Source organism: Streptomyces sp. C, assembly GCF_000158895.1.
Taxonomy (GTDB): Bacteria; Actinomycetota; Actinomycetes; order Streptomycetales; family Streptomycetaceae; genus Streptomyces; species Streptomyces racemochromogenes.
In genome coordinates this window covers 917,612-934,712 of record NZ_GG657750.1, presented here as the reverse complement: position 1 = coordinate 934,712, position 17,101 = coordinate 917,612, and the positions used below count along the sequence as shown (strand labels likewise).

The following is a 17,101-nucleotide window of genomic DNA, read 5'->3' as shown; positions in this document are numbered from 1 at the left end:
CCGCCGGGTGGCTTCGGTCTGGAGCTCCAGGTAGGCCAGCACGCGCGGGCGCCCCGGGCCGGCCACGTTCCGCAGCAGCCCCGCCAGCAGCGCCGCCAGGCCCGCCCGGTCCGACGGCCCCGGTCCGCCCCCCGCCAGGGCTGCGGCCACGGCCCGGTACTGCTCCAGACAGCGTTCGGCCACGGCCCTCAGCAGCGCGTCGCGGGTCGGGAAGTAGTTCTTGGCCGTGCCCAGCGGCACCTCGGCGGCGGCGTCGACGGCCCGGTGGGTGAGCCCGCGCCCGCCCGCCTCGGCCAGCACCGCGATGGCCGCGTCGCGCAGCCGGTCCCTCCGGTCGTGATTCACCTTGCCAGGATAACCACACCCGTGGTACCACGGATGGGGTACCACGGGGGTGGTGGTGGTGCGGTTCTGTTCGTCCGACGGATCGAGGGGGCACGGCACGTCATGGCATACGACCGGCACGGCGAGAACAGCGGGAACGGCGAGAACAGCGAGAACGGCGACAACGGCAGAAGCGGCGAGAACAACGAGAACGGCACCGCCGTCGTCGTCGGCGCGGGCGTCGGCGGGCTCGCCACCGCCATCGGGCTCCGCCGCGCCGGCTGGTCCGTACGCGTCCTGGAGGGCCGCGCCGCCCTGGAGAGCTACGGCACCGCCTTCGGCATCCACCCCACCGCCCAGTCGGCCCTGGACCGCCTCGGCGTCGGCGAAGCCCTCCGCGCGCGGGCCCTCCCGTACCGCCGGGCCCACATCAGGCGCACGGACGGCAGGGTGCTCGCCGCCCTCCCCCTCGAACGCGTCGAACGCAAGGCCGGCCGCCCCGAACTGCTCGTCGCCCGGCCCCACCTGATCGACGCGCTGCTCGCGGAACTCGGCCGGCTCGGCGGCGTCGACGTCGAGTACGGGCAACGGCTCAGCGACCCCCGCACCCTCGACGCCGACCTCGTCGTCGGCGCCGACGGCATCAACAGCGTCGTCCGCACCGCCCACTTCGGCACCCGCAGCGGGGTGCGCGCCGTCGGCACCGTCGCCTGGATCGGCATCGCCGGCTTCGAGACCGGGATCTACGGGGAGACCTGGGGCGACGGCCGCTTCTTCGGGATGACCCCCGTCGAGCCGGGCCGCACCAACTGGTACGCCGCCGTCCCCGAGGCCACCACCGCCGGCGAACTGCGGGCCGCCTTCGAGGGCTGGCACGACCCGGTCCCGCGCCTGCTCGCCGAGACCGACCCCGCGACCTGGATCCGGTACGAGATGCGCCACCTCCACCCGGCGCTCCCCGCCTTCGTCACCGCCGGCCGCATCGCCCTGGTCGGCGACGCCGCCCACGCCATGACCCCCAACCTCGGCCAGGGCGCCTGCACCGCCCTCCTCGACGCCGAGGCCCTCGCCCGCGCCGTCGCCGCCCACGGCCGTACGGGCCTGCCCGCGGCCCTGCGCGCCTACGACGCCGAGCGCCGCCGCAGCGCCCAGCGGGTGGCCCTCGGTTCCAGGACCCTGCACCGCTTCGTGACCACCCGCCGCCCGGCCCTCCGCGACGCCCTGATCGGCCTCCTCACCCCCTAGGACACCGTTCAGGACACCGTTTCGCCGGGCCGGGCGCGGGCAGGCGCCAACCGGGCAGGACGATGCGCCGACTGGCGCAGAGGTGGTGGCGCGGATGCGGAACGTGAGTACGCTGCTGCTCATGACGGGTCACCCACCGGGCCCCCTCTGGACGGGCCGGGCTTCCAACCGCGCGCAGTGGCTGCTGGCCGCGGCCGGTGCGGCCTGCCTGGCCCTGGGGGTGGAGCTGGCCGTCGACAACTCGTGGACCGCCGGGTTCGTCCCGCTGCTGATGTCCGTGATCGGCTGCCTCGCGGTCGGGCTGCTCATCCTCTACGGCACCCTCGCCTTCGTGCACGTCGCGGTCACCGTTGACGCGGAGGCCCTGGAAGTACGCTGCGGCCACATCGGACTGCCCCGCCGCAAGATCCGCCTCGCGGAGGTCGCCTCCGCCGAGTTCCGCCCCCGCATCACCCCCCAGCAGTGGGGCGGCTGGGGCTACCGCTGGCGCCCCGAGAAGGGCACCGCCGTCATCGTCCGGCGCGGCGAGGGCGTCGAGCTGCGGCTCGGCGACGGCAAGCTGTTCACGGTCACCGTCGACGACGCCGAGAACGCCGTCCGGGTCATCCGCACCCACCTGCGCGCCCTCGCCCAGTAGCGTCGAGCGGCTCCTTACCGGCCCTTGGGGCCCGGGGACGTACACTCCGCCAGATGAGCAGCAGTGTCACCCGAGCCGCCGAGAGCGAGCCCTCGCAGCCCGCCGGAGCAGCCGCGGCCGTCGCCCCGTCCGAAGCCGAAGCCGCAGCCGCCGCCTCCCCGCGCCGGGAGGACCACAAGGCCGCCTGGCTGGTGCGCTCCGCCCTGGCCCCGGCCGCCGGGGTGCTGCTCTACCTCAGCTTCCCGCCCCGCCCCCTGTGGTGGCTGGCCCCCTTCGCGCTCGCCCTGCTCGCCGGCTGCCTGCGCGGCCGCCGCGCCCGGGCCGGCTTCGGCCTCGGCTTCCTCTTCGGGCTCGGCTTCCTGCTGCCGCTCCTCGTGTGGACCAGTGAGGGCGTCGGTCCGGTCCCGTGGATCGCCCTCGTCACCCTCGAATCCCTCCTCATCGGCCTCACCTGCCTCGGCATCGCCCTCGTCGGCCGGCTGCCCGGACGGCCCCTGTGGGCCGCCGCCGTCTGGATCGCGGGCGAGGCCCTGCGCGCCCGGGCCCCCTTCGGCGGCTTCTCCTGGGGCAAGCTCGCCTTCGGGCAGGCCGACGGCGTCTTCACCCCGCTCGCCGCCGTCGGCGGCACCCCGCTGCTCTCCTTCGGCGTCGCCCTGTGCGGCTTCGGCCTGTACGAGGTCCTGCGCACCTCCCGCCGCGACCCCCGGCGCGGCGCCGCCGCCCTCGCCGCGCTCGCCGTCGCCGCCCCCGTCGGCGCGGGCCTCGCGGCCCGCCCGCTGGTCTCCGACGCCGCCGAGGACGGCACGGCCGTCGCCGCCGTCATCCAGGGCAACGTGCCGCGCGCCGGCTTCGACTTCAACGCCCAGCGCCGCCAGGTCCTCGACAACCACGCGCACCGCACCGTCCAGCTCGCCGAGGACGTCAAGGCAGGCCGTGTCCCCAAGCCGGACTTCGTCCTGTGGCCGGAGAACTCCTCCGACATCGACCCGTACACCCAGCCCGACGCCCACGCCGTCATCGACAACGCCGTCAGGGCCGTCGGCGTGCCCACCGCGATCGGCTCCGTCCTCGCCCCCGAGACCGGGCCGCTGCGCAACACCATGATCCTCTGGGACCCGGTCAAGGGCCCCACGCACACCTACGACAAGCGCAAGATCCAGCCCTTCGGCGAGCGCATCCCCATGCGCTCCTTCGTCCGGCTCTTCAGCTCCGACGTGGACCGCGTCCGCCGCGACTTCGGACCCGGCAAGGAGCCCGGCGTCTTCGACATGGCGGGCACCGGCGTCGGCATGGTCACCTGCTACGAGGCCGCGTTCGACGACGCCGTCCGCTCCACCGTCCGGGCGGGCGCCCAGGTCATCGCGGTGCCCAGCAACAACGCCACCTTCGGCCGGACCCAGATGACCTACCAGCAGCTGGCCATGGACCGGATCCGCGCGGTCGAGCACAGCCGCACCGTCCTCGTCCCCGTCACCAGCGGCGTCAGCGCCGTCATCCAGCCCGACGGCAAGGTCACCCAGCAGACCGAGATGTTCACCGCCGACGCCCTCGTCGCCGAGATCCCGCTGCGCTCCGGACAGACCCCGGCCACCCGCCTGGGACCGCTCCCCGAACACGCGCTGCTCCTCGTCGCGGCCGGCGGGCTCGGGTGGGTCCTGACCCGCCGGGTTCGCGCCCGCCGGGCCGCATGACGACGGCGGCCGCGACCGGGCCCCGTAGGGTCTGGGCATGACCACACCCGAGTACATCCGCGAGATCAGGGAGAGCGGCGCCGGCCACCGGCTGCTCCTGCTGCCCGGCGTCACCGCCGTCGTCGTCGACGACCTGGGCCGGCTGCTCCTCGGGCGCCGGGCCGACACCGGGAAGTGGTCCCTGGTCGGCGGGATCGCCGAGCCGGGGGAGCAGCCCGCCGGAACGGCGGTGCGCGAGGTGTACGAGGAGACGGGCGTGCGGTGCGTCCCGGAGCGGGTGGTCCTCGTCCAGATGCTCGAACCGATCACCTACCCGAACGGCGACGTCTGCCAGTTCCAGGACATCACCTTCCGCTGCCGCGCCACCGGCGGCGAGCCCCGCTCCGCCGACGGAGAACTGCTGGAGGCGGCCTGGTTCGCACCGGACGCCCTGCCCCCGCTGGACCCCTTCGCCCTGGCCCGCATCCGCCGCTCCCTGACGAACGAGCCGACCTGGTTCGAAGCCGCCTAAAGGGTGTTGCAAAATGCCCAAGTCTCATCCTTCTGCAACACCCCCTAGCCCGCCGCCCGGCGGTACAGCTCCAGGGCCGTGGTGCCCATGAGCGCGCTGTAGGAGACGTCCGGGACCGTGCCGCCGCCCTCGTGGCCGCCCAGGACCCCGGTCAGGGCGCCGCCCGCCAGCCAGGGGCTGCCGCTCGTGCCGCCGCTGAGGGCGGGGCACTCGATCCGGCGCTGCGTGGCGGAGAACAGGCTCGTCGCGTTCGCGCAGCGCAGCGGGGCCTCCTCGGTGCTCGGGTAGCCGACGACGGTCACCGTCACGTCCCCCGGCTGCCCGGCGGCCACCGGGAAGCCGCCGACCACGTCCTCCACGTTCCCCGTCACCGAGCCGTCCGCCGGGGCGACCGTCGCGAAGGCGATGTCCGCGTCCGGGTCCTCCCCCTCGGTCCACGCCGGGGCCGTGAACACCCCGGTCACCCGCCACAGCCCGTAGGGCGCCTCGCCGTCCCGGTAGCCCGGGGCGAAGACCGTGCCGTCCGGGTGGCCCAGGCAGTGCGCGGCGGTGGCGATCACGTCGCGGCCTGCGCTGCGCACCACGGAGGCGGTGCAGAAGTGCCCGCCGTCCGTGCCGCCCGCGAACAGGGCGCCCACCCGGGCCGCCGTGGCGTCGGCATCGGCGCGCACGGTCACGCCGAGCGGCGGCAGCGCCTCCGCCTCGGGGAGGTCCAGGCTCAGCAGGGCGGCCATCGAGGTCAGCGCGAGCAGGATCCGCCCCGCCCGGCGGGCGCGGGCACGGGAGCGGGGGCGGCCGGCCGGTCGGGGGAGGGTGCGGGGGATCATGCGTCCGAGCCTCCCCGGCGAAACTGTGTCCGGAGCCCGGTGTTCCGTATGAATCCCCTGTGAATGTGGATCCGCTGCGAACGGGGGACGTGTCGTGGACGTGTCGGAAACCCCCAAGGTGCGGCCGTCCCCGGCGGTCCGCTTCGGCGGAACGCACCGGTCTATGGACGCCGCGGCGGACTTCCGGACCGGCTGTTGTGCACCGTGGTGCGTGATCGCCGGGCCCGCCCGCACCTAGCCTCGCCGCAGGAGCACGAACGAGGGGCGGTACCGAGTGAACTGGCTCATCCACGACTACCGCGAGAGCGATCTCGCGGCGGTGGTCCATCTCATAGACACCACGGCCGAACTGGGCCAGGAGTCCGTCTTCTCGCTCGCCGAGTGCATCAGCGCGCTGACCGACCGGCAGCCCTGCGTCGTCGCCGTCCACCAGGGCGTGCCGATCGGCGCCGCCCTCGCCAGCGTCACCGGCGAGCGGGCCTGGGTGATGCGGATCGCGATCGCCTCCGGCTGGCGCGGCCGGGGCCTGGCCAGCGCACTCCTCGTCGAACTGGAGCGGCGCCTGGTCGCCGCCCGCGTCGGCCGGATCGCCTACGTCCTGCCCGAGGAGGACCTGCTCGGCGAGGGCCTGCTCAACGCCGGCTACACCCGCCAGCCCGCCGTCGCCTACTTCGAGAAGACCGAGCCCCTGCACGGCCCGGCGGCAGGCCTCCTGGACGACCTCGGCGGCCGCTTCCTGCCCAACGACCTGTGGGCCAAGGTCGCCGGCATGGAGACGGAGAAGGAACTCATCGAACGGCGCGTGGTCCTCCCGCTCGCCGAACCGGAGCGGGCCGCCGCGCACGGGGTCCGGCCGCCGCGCGCGATCACCCTCTTCGGGCCGCCCGGCACCGGCAAGACCACCTTCGCCCGCGCCATCGCCTCCCGGCTGGGCTGGCCCTTCGTCGAGCTGCTGCCCTCCCGCCTCGCCGACGAGGGCAACCTCGCCGCCGCGCTGCGCGTCGCCTTCGCCCGGATCGCCGAGCTGGAGCGGGTCCTCGTCTTCATCGACGAGGTGGAGGAGATCGCACCCGTACGCACCGAGCCGGCGCAGCCGGGCGGCATCCACGGCGTGACGAACGAGCTGCTCAAGCTGATCCCCGGCTTCCGGGAGGGCGACGAGCGGCTGCTGGTCTGCGCGACCAACTCCATCCGCTCCCTCGACCCGGCCTTCCTGCGGCCCGGCCGCTTCGACTACCTGATCCCCATCGGCACCCCCGACGCCGGGGCGCGCGCCGCCATCTGGTCGCGCTACACGGCCGGGCGGACCGGCGTGGACGTGACGGCGCTGGTGGCGGCGACCGAGCTGTTCACCCCGGCCGACATCGAGCACGCCGCGCGGATCGCCGCGCAGGTGTCCTTCGAACGGGACCTGGAGGCGGTCGGCGCGCGCGGCGCGTCGGCCGCGCAGCTCGGCGCCACCACGGAGGACTACCTGGCGGCCGTGGCGCAGTGCAGGCCGACGGTCACCCCCGCGATGACCGGCGAGTTCCAGGCCGACATCACCGCCCACGCGCGGTTCTGACCGCGAGCACGAGACCTCCGGACGGGACACCGTCCGGACCGGGAGCCGACCGGCGCCGTCCCGCCGGCCGCTCCCCACGGACACCGTCCCCCGGTTGCGGCGGGGGACGGGAACGCGAAACGGCCCGCGGCCGCTCCCCAAAGCGGCCGCGGGCCTCCCGCGCGGACTCGGCATCCGTGCGGGACGGCCGCGTTCCGTTGGGGTGTCGCATGCTGGAACGCGGCACGCAGGGGTGCCTGAGGGGCGTCCTGCACGCCCTCGTCTACGTTCCCGAGTCAACCAGTGCGGCCCGTGCCGCGGCTTCGGCCGGACGGGCCACACCCGCCCCGGCCGGAAGTACGGCCCCGGGTCCCCGCCCCTTAGGGGGTGTCCGCAAAGTCTCGCCTGCCCCGCGACGCCCGGCACGCGCTCTCGCCGCACCGGACGAAAGCCCAAGTACGTCCAGTACGCGGGCTTCCGCCCGGCACGCCGAGAGCACGCACCGGACGCCGCGGGGCCCGCCCTCCGGGCGGACGGCGCCACTTTGCGGACACCCCCTAGGGCCGAACGCCCCGGTGGGCTACGGTCGGGCCATGGGCTTCGTCCTCTTCATGACCCTGCCGGGACTGGCGCTGCTGCTCACCGCGACGGCCTTCCTGGACTTCGCGCTCGTGCGCGCCGGCCGCGCCGGTCTGCTGCCCTGGCGGTGGAACGGCCGCCAGGGGCAGATCTCCGCCACCGGCTTCGAGCAGCTGCACGCCGGCTTCTCGCCGGGCAAGCAGAACGAGCTGAAGGAACGCCAGAGCGCCCTCCTGATGCGCGACGACGAGGAGGACGGCGCCCCTCCGCACTCCCGCGTCGACCTCGACGGCGGACGTGCCGTGATCAGGCTCCCCGCTACCGGGGGCACCGGTAGGTGAACTCGGCCGCCGCCGTCCGCTCGACCGGCGAGATCAGCTGGAGTTCGGCCCGCGCCGGGTAGCTGCCCGTGCCCTGGAAGGTCCACAGCAGGTGCAGCGTGGCCTCCTTCCGCCCGGCCGGCACCCGCTCCGTCAGCTCCTCCGACCGGGTGCCGTCGCTGCGGACCCAGCGGTAGGTGAGGGTTCCGGGGCGCCCGTTGGTGCGTACGACGGCCACCACATCGGCGGCCGCCCCGCACCCGGGACCCCCCGGGTCAGTGGAGACCGCCACCTCCCGCACCTCGACGGCCGGCCCGAACCGCTGCCAGGCCAGGTAGCCGAGCACCGCCGCCAGCACCACGGCCGCCAGGGTGTACCGCCGCCAGCCCCCGCCGCGCCGCGCGGCCGGCGCGGCCCGGGCGGAGCGGCGGCCACCACGGGGAACGGCGGCGCCATGGCCGCCGTCACCCCCGGCCCGAACCGCAGCACGGAACCCTCGACCCGGTCGGGCGCGGCGTCCGCCGGGGGCGGCGGGCCGCTGAACCAGTGGCTGCCGAGCACGGTGGCGCTGTACTCGTCGTCGGCGGGGTCCTGGGGGACGCGCGGGCCGGTCATCGCGGGACCTCCTGGGGTTCCTGGATCTGGCAGCGGGCGAGCAGTTCGGAGGTGGAGGCCGAGCCGTTCGACGCGGCCGGCTTGGTGGTGACCCGGACCCCGCCGTAGCAGCCGTGGCCCCGGCTGAAGGTGTGCGCCTGGACCACGGAGGCGAGGGAGCCGGCCTGGACGACGACGGTGTCGGTGCCGTCGGGCACGGAGTACGCCCCCTGCGTCTCACCGAGGAACCACTGCAAGGTCACGGTGACGGGCCCGCTGCCCTGGGCCGCCAGCGAGACCTCCGCCTGCCCGCGGTAGACGCCGGGCTGGAGCCTGACGCTGAGCTTGTCCACCCGCAGCGTCGGCGACGGAGTCGGTGTCGGCGAGTGGCTGACCGTCGGCGTCGGCGTCGGCGTCGGCGTCGGGCTCGGCGACGGGCTCCAGCTCGGGGAGGGGGAGTGCGTGGGCGTCGGGGAGTGCGAGGGGCTCGGCGAGGACGACGGCGAGGGGCTCGGCGAGGCGGACGCCGAGTGCGAGGCGGACGGCCCCGGGCGCGGGGCGTGGCCGGCCCCGGCGTGGCCGGGGTCGTCGTCGCGAGGTCGCTGAGCGCGGAGGCCCCCGGCGGGGTGCCGGCGCCCGCGTCCGTCGTGAGCACCAGCACCGCTCCCAGTACCAGCGCCAGGCCCGTCGCCAGCCAGCCGCCGCGCCCCGGCGCCCAGCCCGAGCCGCCGCCCACCGAGGTGGTGGCCACCGCCGTGGTGCCCGCCGCCGCGCCGGCCGCCGACGGGAACAGCAGTGGCAGCAGGGCCGCCAGCGCGGCGAGCTTGCGCTGCCCGCGCTCCTCCCACTGGGGCCCGTACGCGGCCACCGCCACCGCTTCCAGCTCCGCCACGAACGCCTCGGCGTTCTCCGGGCGCTGCTCCGGCCGCTTGGCCAGACCCCGCCGGATGAGGGGGCGCACCGGCTCGGGAGCCTCGGTCTCGGGTACCGGGGCCTCGATGTGCTGGACGGCGAGCTCGGCGAAGCTCGCCCCGTCGTACGGTTTGCGGCCGGTCAGGAACTCGAAGAAGGTCGCGGTCGCCGCGTACACGTCGGCCGTCGGCGAGGCGGGCTGCCCCTGCCACTGTTCGGGCGCCATGTACGCGGGCGTGCCCGCCACCCCGGGGGTGGTGCCGCGGCCCGCCGCGATCCCGAAGTCCACCAGCTTGGAGGAGCCGTCGGGCGCGACCAGCACGTTCTCCGGCTTGTAGTCGCGGTGCACGACCCCCGCCCGGTGGGCCGCGGCCAGTCCGAGCAGGGAGCCCTTCAGCACCACCAGCGCGGCCTCGGCGTCCGCCCGGCCGGTCTCCCGCAGCACGGCGCGCAGGGAGATCCCGTCGACCAGCTCCATCACGATCGCCGCGCCGGCCGGCGCCTCCACGTACTCGTACAGGCCCACCACGTACGGCGACACGAGCCCGCCCAGCAGCCGGGCCTCGGCCCGGAACTCCCGGACGAAGGCGGGGTCCTCGCGCATCCGGTCGCTGAGGTACTTCACCGCGACGGCCGTGCCGGTGGCGTCGTGGAGCGCGAGTACGACCCGGCCGCTGCCGCCCGCGCCGAGCTCACGGACCTCGGTGTAACCGGGTACCGTCCAGCCGTTGCCCATCATGCGCCCCCGTCCGTGGCGTCACCGGCCGCCCGCGGGCGGCCGGCCGGTCGTCCCCCGACCGGCCACCTGCTGGGACACTTTTCCGCCACGGCCGGTTCCCAATCCGGCGCGTGTCCCGGGTGCCGGTCAGGCCGCCGCCGACACCGCCCCGATCATCGTGTGCAGCCGGTCGGCCGCCGCCCGCCCGAACGACGGGTCGTTGATGTGGGTGTCGTAGTCGTGGAGCCGGGCCGCACTGCCCCGCAGCCCCTCGCGCAGCGCCGAGAACAGCGCCAGGTCCGCACCGGGGTCGTGGTACGGGCCGCCCGGCGCGCCGAGCGTGGACAGTCCGCGCAGCGGGACGCAGACCGCCGTCGGCCCGGTCGCGGCGCGCAGCTTCGCGGCGACCCGCCGGCCCAGCTCCGCGCACTCCGACTCGGTCGTACGGATCACCGTGATCGAGGGGTTGTGGACGCGGACCCGGCGGTAGCGGGCCCGTTCGGGCAGGGTCTCCAGCGGCCCGAACTTCACCATGTCCAGCGCCCCCAGGCTCACCACCTGCGGAACCCCGGCCCGCCCGGCCGCGGTGAGCCGGTCGGGGCCGGCGGTGAGGATGCCCCCGCACAGGTCGTCGGCGAGTTCGCTCAGGGTCAGGTCCAGCACCCCCGCGAACACCCCCTGCCCGGCGAGGGTCTCCAGGGTGCGGCCGCCCGCGCCGCTGACGTGGAAGACCAGGACCTCGTACCCCAGCTCCTCCAGCCGCTCACGGGCCGCGTCCACGCCGATCGTGGTCACCCCCGCCATGCTCGCCGCCACCAGCGGCCGCGAGCCCGAGCCCAGGCGGGCCGGCCGGCTGCGGTCCAGCGCGGCGCGGGCGAAGCCCTTCGCCATCCCGGCGGCGGCCTCCGCGGCGTTGGCCAGCACCGGGGCCGAGACGCTGTTGATCCCGGCGATGTCCACCACGCTGTACATCATCGTGATGTCCGCCGAGCCCACGTACGGGGACACGTCCCCGGACGCCATCGAGGAGACCATCACCTTGGGCACGCCCAGCGGCAGGGCCCGCATCGCCCGGGTCGCGATGGAGGTGCCGCCGCTGCCCCCGATCGCGAGGACGCCGTGCAGCCGGCCTTCGGCGTGCAGGCGTAACAGGGTCGCTTCGGCGCCCCGGGCCATCGTGGTCACGGCCGCGCCCCGGTCGGCGGCCGCGCGCAGTTCCGACAGTTCCGTGCCCGCCGCCCGCGCCACCGCTTCGCGCGGCACGTCGGCGGGCACCCGGGGTTCTCCCATGATCCCCGTGTCCACCAGCACCACTTCGACGCCGGCGCGCAGCAGCCTCTCGCGCAGCCAGCCGTACTCGACACCCTTGGTGTCCAGGGTTCCCACCAGCACGACGTTCGTCATATGTGCAATGTCCATGCAGGTGGGGTTTGTTGGCAAGTAAAGGTCAGGTCAATCCGCCAATAGCACCAGCAGGCGCTCCAGGAACGGAATTTGACTGACAATCAGCTTGTTTCGTGCGATCGGGGGAGTGAACCAGGACACCCGGTCCAGCTCGGGGAACTCCCGCTCGACCCCCGAGTGCGGGGGCCACTCCATCGTGAAGGTGCCCGGCACCGTCAGCGCCGGGTCGAGGTCCGCCTCCACCGCCCAGATGGTCACGAGCTTTCCGCTGCTCAGCCGGACGTCCCCCAGCGGCAGGTAGTCCCCCTCCGGCGGGGGCACCCCCAGCTCCTCGGTGAACTCCCGGCGGGCCGCGTCCCGGGGCGTCTCGTCCGGCCCGTACTCGCCCTTCGGGATCGCCCAGCCCCCGGCGTCCCGCCCGGCCCACAGCGGACCGCCCATGTGGCCGAGCAGCACCTCCACCCCCTGCTCCGCCGTCCGGCGGAACAACAGGAGGCCGGCGCTCTGCCTGTACCTCTTCGCATCCGTCACGGAGGCCATACATGCCCCGCCGGAGCCCCGCTCAGTGATCGGGCCGTCGGCGGACGTGCGCCGGTGCGCGCGTCAGTGCGCGTGCGGGCCCTCGCGGTGCACCGGACCGTGGGCGTCCGCGCAGTGCGGGTCCGCACCCTCCGGGTCCTCGCCCGGCCGGCCCACCGACAGCAGGGCGTCCTGGACGTGGTCCACCTGGAGGGTGGTGTGCGTGATCCCGTACTCCTTCGCCAGCAGCAGCTCCAGCTCCCGCCGCACCGCGTGGCAGTCGCCGTCCGGCTCCACCAGCACGTGCGCGGACAGGGCCGCCTGCCCCGAGGTGATCGTCCAGATGTGCAGGTCGTGGACCTCGGTCACCGGCACGTGGGCGACGAGGCGGTCGCCGACCGCGTCCGGGTCCACGTGCGCCGGCGCGGCCTCCAGGAAGATCCGCCCCGACTCCCGGACCAGCCCGTAGCCCGCCTTCACCATCAGCGCCACCACCACCAGCGTGGCGATCGCGTCGGCCTGCACGAAACCGGTCGTGAGCACGATCAGACCGGACACCGCCGTCCCGATGAACGCGAACAGGTCGTTCAGGATGTGCTGGTAGGCACCCTCCACGGCCAGCGAGGACCGGTTGGCCCGCGAGATGCACCAGGCCGCCGCCACGTTCACCACGATCCCGGCCAGCGCCGTCACCAGCACCAGGCCGCCCTCCACCGGCGGCGGATCCAGCAGCCTGCGCACCGCCTCGTACGCCAGCCACACCGCGAGCAGCAGCAGCGTCAGCCCGTTCGCCTGCGCGGAGAGTATCTCCGCCCGCTTGAGGCCGTACGTGAACCCGCCCCGCGCCGGACGCGCAGCCAGCCGCATCGCGATCAGCGCGAGGACGATCGACACGGCGTCCGTCAGCATGTGCGCGGCGTCGGAGATCAGGGCCAGCGAATGGGCCATCACGCCGATGACCACCTCGACGGCCATGAAACCGCCGATCAGGGCGAGCGCGATCGCCAGCCAGCGGCGGTCGGCGTCCGGGTCCACGCCGTGGCTGTGCCCGCCCGGACCGTGGCCGTGCCCGTCGTGCCCGTGCCCGGCGTGGTCCGCCCCGGTGTGCTCGTGCGCGTGGTCGTGCCGGCTCATCGCTTCCCCCGTTTGTTCGGTTCCGACGCGTGAAGTGAAGCGCACCGCGCCGAGATCGGCAAAGGCTGCAACGGGGACCGTTGTCATTCCCCATAAGAACCCTCTGACCTGCGGCGATGTCCCTCCTGCCGGTTGCGGCGGTTCGTGGGAAAATCTGTCCATGGTCCAGCGGCCCGGTGCGGCGACCGCGCCCGAACTCGTCCTGGAAACCGCCAGGGGCTCCACCGAGATGAGCCCGGGCCGGAGCTACCGCGTCGGCCGCGACCCCCTCTGCGAGATCTGCCTCGACGACGACCGCGTCTCCTGGCACCACGCCGTCCTGCGCCCCGAGGGCGACCACTGGACCCTGGAGGACGAGGGCAGCACCAACGGCACCTGGGCCGACGGCCACCGCGTCCACGAATGGGCCGTCGGACCCGGCAGCGAACTGCGCTTCGGCAGCGCCCAGGACGGCCCGCGCGCCCTCCTCAGCAGCCGTACGCCGCCCCGCGCCGCCGCCTCCCGCCCCTCCCGGGTCGCCGACCCGGCCCTGACCGGAACCTTCCGCAGCCCCACCAGCATCCGGCCGCTGCCCGCCCGGACCGGCGTCCGCATCGGCCGGGACCCCGGCAACGACCTCGTCATCGACGACCTCGTCGTCTCCCGCAGGCACGCCGAACTGCGCGCCCTCCCCAACGGCGGCCACGAGATCGCCGACCTCGGCAGCCACAACGGCACCTACCTCAACGGCACCCCCGTCGACGTCGCCCCCGTCACCGACGGCGACATCATCGGCATCGGCCACAGCGCCTTCTGCCTCGTCGGCGACCAGCTCCAGGAGTACACCGACACCGGCGAGGTCTCCCTCGACGTCCAGGACCTCGCCGTCGCCGTCGACCACGGCCGCAAGACCCTCCTCGACCACGTCTCCTTCCCCGTCGCCTCCCGATGCCTGCTCGCCGTCGTCGGCCCCAGCGGCGCCGGCAAGTCCACCCTCCTCGGCGCCCTCACCGGACTGCGCCCCGCCGACCACGGCACCGTCCTCTACGACGGCCGCGACCTCTACCGCGACTACGCCGAACTGCGCTCCCGCATCGGACTCGTCCCCCAGGACGACATCCTGCACGCCCAGCTCACCGTCCGCCGCGCCCTCGCCTACGCCGCCGAACTCCGCTTCCCCCAGGACACCGGCAAGGCCGAACGCCTCGCCCGGGTCGACGAGGTCATCGGCGAACTCGGCCTCGAACAACGCGCCGACCAGCCCATCCACAGCCTCTCCGGCGGCCAGCGCAAACGCGTCTCCGTCGCCCTGGAACTGCTGACCAAGCCCTCCCTGCTGTTCCTCGACGAACCCACCTCCGGCCTCGACCCCGGCATGGACCGCTCCGTCATGCACATGCTGCGCAGCCTCGCCGACGACGGCCGCACCGTCATCGTCGTCACCCACAGCGTCCTCAGCCTCGACGTCTGCGACCGGCTCCTCGTCCTCGCCCCCGGCGGCCGCGTCGCCTGGTACGGGCCGCCCGAGCAGACCCTCGGCTTCTTCGGCTTCGACCAGTGGCCCGAGGCCTTCGAGGCCTTCGAGAACCAGCGCGACCGCGACTGGGCCGGCCAGTACCAGGCCTCACCGCAGCACCGTACGTACGTGGCCGGCCCCGGCCGCCGCCCCCGCACCCCCGACGCCGCGCCCCCCGGACCGGCCGACTTCGCCGAGCCGCCGCCCCAGCCGCAGAGCCGGCGCGCCCAGCTCTCCACCCTGATCCGCCGCTACGCCACCGCCCTCGGCGCCGACCGCACCTTCCTCGTCATCATGGTCGCGCTGCCGTTCGTGATGGGCGCCATGACCCGCGCCCTGGCCGGCAGCGCCCTCACCCAGGAGACCGCGATCAACGCCCTGCTCATCCTGTGCGTCGGCGGCGTACTGACCGGAGCCGCCAACGCGGTCCGCGAACTCGTCAAGGAACGGGTCATCTACCAGCGCGAACGCGCCGTCGGCCTGTCCAGGGGCGCCTACCTGATGTCCAAGGTGGCGGTCCTCGGCGCGATCACCGTCGCCCAGGCCGTCGTCCTCACCCTCGTCGGCCTGTTCGGGGTGCGGCTCGGACCACCGGGCTCCACCGGGGTCTTCCTGCCCCGCCTCGCCGAGATCACCCTGGCCGTCGCCCTGCTGTCCTTCACCGCCATGACGCTCGGCCTGCTGGTCTCCGCCCTGGTCAGGAAGGAGGAGGTCACCATGCCCCTGCTGGTCCTCCTCGCCATCGTGCAGGTGGTCTTCTGCGGGGCGCTGCTCCAGCTCGACGGCGTACCCGTCATCGGGCAGCTGGCCTGGCTCGTGCCCTCTCGCTGGGCGCTCGGCGCCATGGCCGGAACCATCGACCTCGGCCGGACCGTCCCCGGCACCCTCACCGACGACCCCCTCTTCGCCCACTCCGCCGGGGTCTGGCTGCTGGACGTCGGCATGCTCGCCGCCCTCTCCGTGCTCTTCACGGTGCTCGTCGCCCGGCTGCTGCGCCGCCACGAGCCGGCCGTGATGCGGAAGTAGGCCCCGGCGATGACCGACTCCCCGGAACCCGCGGCCTTCCGCCCCACCCACGTGGTCCCCCAGGACGGGCTGCCCGCCTGGGAGGCCCCCGACGTCTCCCGGCCCACCGCCGCCCTCGACCCCTTCCTCCCCGTCCGGCTGCTGTCCCGGCGCGGCGAATGGGGGGAGATCCTGTGCGCCAACGGCTGGTCCGCCTGGGTCGACGGACGCCTCCTCGTCGCGGTGCCCCAGCCCCCGCCGACCACCGGCCGGCCCCTCGAACGCACCGAGGACCCCGAACCGCTCCTCACCCGGACGGCCGACACCCTCGACCGCTACCGCCGGGCCCTGCGCGAGACCGTCCCCGGCGCCGCCGGCGACGGCTTTCCGGGCAGGCCGTACGGGGCCTTGCGCGCGGGATCGTCATCGACGGTGAGTCCGTGTGGCTGTACGAGGAGGCGGAGGGACGGTGGCTGTACGCCGACGGCGGCCGCCCGACCACCTACGCGGTCGTCTCGGAACCGGGAGCCCCCGCCCGAGCCGGAGCCGGAGCCGGAGCCCGAGCCCCGAGCCAGGAGCCCGGCGAGGCGGACACCGGCGCACGGGCCGGCGTACCGGAGACACCGCACGATCCCACGCGCGTCGCCGACCGCCCCGACGGGGAGAGGGAGCCCATGACGGACCCCGGACCACCCGCCGGCCGGACCCCGGAACCGACCGGCACGCGGTTCGCCGGCTACCTCGTCGAGGACGAGATCGGGCGCGGCGGGATGGCCGTCGTCTACCGCGCCCGCGACCTGCGCCTGGACCGGACCGTCGCCCTGAAGCTGCTGGCCCCCCAGCTCGCCCGCAACGACACCTTCCGGCAGCGCTTCACCCACGAGTCCAAGGTCGCCGCCGCCCTCGACCACCCCCACATCGTCCCCGTCTTCGAGGCCGGCGAGACGGACGGCATCCTCTACATCGCCATGCGCTACGTCGCCGGCCAGGACCTGCGGGCCCTGCTCGACCGCACCGGCCCGCTGCCCCTGGAGACGGCCGCCCGGATCGCGGCCCAGGTCGCCTCCGCACTCGACGCCGCCCACGCCCACGACCTCGTCCACCGGGACGTCAAGCCCGGCAACATCCTCGTCGCCGAGGGCACCGACAGCGAGCACCCCGAGCACGTCTACCTCACCGACTTCGGCCTGACGAAGAAGTCCCTCTCGCTCACCGGGTTCACCAGCGTCGGACAGTTCGTCGGGACCCTCGACTACGTCGCGCCCGAGCAGATCGCCGGGAAGCCGGTCGACGGGCGCTGCGACGTCTACAGCCTCGGCTGCGTGGTCCACGAGATGCTCACCGGCGGCCCGCCCTTCCGGCGCGAGGACGACATGGCCCTCCTCTGGGCCCACCAGTACGACCCCCCGCCCGCGCCGAGCGAACGCCGCCCGGAACTCCCGGCGGCCGTGGACGAGGCGCTGGCCAAGGCCCTCGCGAAGCAGCCCCGGGAACGGTGGGGCAGCTGCCTGGAGTTCACCGCCGCGCTGCGCCGGGCCGCCACCGGGGCGCCCCGCGAACCCCGGGAACGGGCGGAGCAGGGCCCGCCGCCCCCGCCGCCGCGGTGGGCGCTCCCGGTGTTCCGGGGACGCTAGGGGGTGTTG

At 74.7% G+C, this 17,101-nt stretch carries 15 protein-coding genes and 1 pseudogene; 8 read left to right on the top strand and 8 right to left on the bottom strand.

The window, feature by feature from the left end; genetic code table 11:
- Nucleotides 1–345, bottom strand: a pseudogene (locus SSNG_RS04140) (TetR family transcriptional regulator); the annotation flags it as partial.
- Nucleotides 346–447: 102 nt separating this feature from the next.
- Here SSNG_RS04140 and SSNG_RS04135 point away from each other — a divergent pair.
- The 4 genes from SSNG_RS04135 to SSNG_RS04120 all read left to right on the top strand — a co-directional run bounded on the left by SSNG_RS04135 (nt 448) and on the right by SSNG_RS04120 (nt 4,408).
- Nucleotides 448–1,569, top strand: coding sequence for an NAD(P)/FAD-dependent oxidoreductase (locus SSNG_RS04135; RefSeq protein WP_007262544.1), 1,122 nt, complete (start codon nt 448–450; stop codon nt 1,567–1,569).
- 121 nt (nt 1,570–1,690) lie between these two features.
- Nucleotides 1,691–2,206 carry a hypothetical protein gene (locus SSNG_RS04130; protein ID WP_042802913.1) on the top strand — a complete coding sequence of 172 codons (516 nt, stop codon included), beginning with the start codon at nt 1,691–1,693 and terminating at the stop codon, nt 2,204–2,206.
- A gap of 53 nt (nt 2,207–2,259) precedes the next feature.
- On the top strand, nt 2,260–3,897 hold the full coding sequence (gene lnt, locus SSNG_RS04125) for an apolipoprotein N-acyltransferase (RefSeq protein ID WP_007262541.1): 1,638 nt from the start codon (nt 2,260–2,262) through the stop codon (nt 3,895–3,897).
- A 37-nt stretch (nt 3,898–3,934) separates the two neighbouring features.
- The gene (locus SSNG_RS04120; protein WP_007262540.1) at nt 3,935–4,408 is read left to right on the top strand and encodes an NUDIX domain-containing protein; all 474 of its coding nucleotides are present in this window, start codon (nt 3,935–3,937) and stop codon (nt 4,406–4,408) included.
- Nucleotides 4,409–4,452: 44 nt separating this feature from the next.
- Here SSNG_RS04120 and SSNG_RS04115 read toward each other — a convergent pair whose 3' ends face one another.
- Nucleotides 4,453–5,235, bottom strand: coding sequence for a trypsin-like serine protease (locus SSNG_RS04115; RefSeq protein WP_007262539.1), 783 nt, complete (start codon nt 5,233–5,235; stop codon nt 4,453–4,455).
- 274 nt (nt 5,236–5,509) lie between these two features.
- On the opposite strand from SSNG_RS04115, the gene SSNG_RS04110 reads away from it, so the two are divergent.
- Together SSNG_RS04110 and SSNG_RS04105 are read left to right on the top strand one after the other, a co-directional pair.
- The gene (locus SSNG_RS04110) at nt 5,510–6,799 is read left to right on the top strand and encodes a bifunctional GNAT family N-acetyltransferase/ATP-binding protein (protein WP_007262538.1); all 1,290 of its coding nucleotides are present in this window, start codon (nt 5,510–5,512) and stop codon (nt 6,797–6,799) included.
- A 572-nt stretch (nt 6,800–7,371) separates the two neighbouring features.
- Entirely contained in the window at nt 7,372–7,698 is a 327-nt protein-coding gene (locus SSNG_RS04105; protein WP_042800507.1) for a DUF6191 domain-containing protein, read from the top strand.
- Here the strand turns inward: SSNG_RS04105 and SSNG_RS43465 are convergent.
- The 6 genes from SSNG_RS43465 to SSNG_RS04080 all read right to left on the bottom strand — a co-directional run bounded on the left by SSNG_RS43465 (nt 7,676) and on the right by SSNG_RS04080 (nt 12,958).
- Entirely contained in the window at nt 7,676–8,038 is a 363-nt protein-coding gene (locus SSNG_RS43465; RefSeq protein ID WP_050779544.1) for a hypothetical protein, read from the bottom strand. The two genes, SSNG_RS04105 and SSNG_RS43465, sit on opposite strands and share 23 nt — an antisense overlap.
- A gap of 250 nt (nt 8,039–8,288) precedes the next feature.
- Nucleotides 8,289–8,534 carry a hypothetical protein gene (locus SSNG_RS43460; protein ID WP_241695288.1) on the bottom strand — a complete coding sequence of 82 codons (246 nt, stop codon included), beginning with the start codon at nt 8,532–8,534 and terminating at the stop codon, nt 8,289–8,291.
- Nucleotides 8,531–9,922: a serine/threonine-protein kinase gene (locus SSNG_RS04095; protein WP_007262534.1), complete on the bottom strand. Its 1,392-nt coding sequence runs from the start codon at nt 9,920–9,922 to the stop codon at nt 8,531–8,533. The genes SSNG_RS43460 and SSNG_RS04095 overlap by 4 nt, the downstream gene beginning before the upstream one ends.
- 126 nt (nt 9,923–10,048) lie before the next feature.
- The gene (locus SSNG_RS04090) at nt 10,049–11,305 is read right to left on the bottom strand and encodes a Tm-1-like ATP-binding domain-containing protein (protein ID WP_042800506.1); all 1,257 of its coding nucleotides are present in this window, start codon (nt 11,303–11,305) and stop codon (nt 10,049–10,051) included.
- A 48-nt stretch (nt 11,306–11,353) separates the two neighbouring features.
- Nucleotides 11,354–11,836 carry an NUDIX domain-containing protein gene (locus SSNG_RS04085; protein ID WP_007262532.1) on the bottom strand — a complete coding sequence of 161 codons (483 nt, stop codon included), beginning with the start codon at nt 11,834–11,836 and terminating at the stop codon, nt 11,354–11,356.
- 72 nt (nt 11,837–11,908) lie between these two features.
- Nucleotides 11,909–12,958, bottom strand: a complete 1,050-nt coding sequence (locus SSNG_RS04080; protein WP_007262531.1) for a cation diffusion facilitator family transporter — start codon at nt 12,956–12,958, stop codon at nt 11,909–11,911.
- A 160-nt stretch (nt 12,959–13,118) separates the two neighbouring features.
- Here SSNG_RS04080 and SSNG_RS04075 point away from each other — a divergent pair, with 160 nt between their 5' ends.
- The gene (locus SSNG_RS04075; protein WP_007262530.1) at nt 13,119–15,479 is read left to right on the top strand and encodes an FHA domain-containing protein; all 2,361 of its coding nucleotides are present in this window, start codon (nt 13,119–13,121) and stop codon (nt 15,477–15,479) included.
- Nucleotides 15,480–16,132: 653 nt separating this feature from the next.
- Nucleotides 16,133–17,092: a serine/threonine-protein kinase gene (locus tag SSNG_RS04070; protein ID WP_007262528.1), complete on the top strand. Its 960-nt coding sequence runs from the start codon at nt 16,133–16,135 to the stop codon at nt 17,090–17,092.
- Nucleotides 17,093–17,101 lie beyond the last annotated feature (9 nt).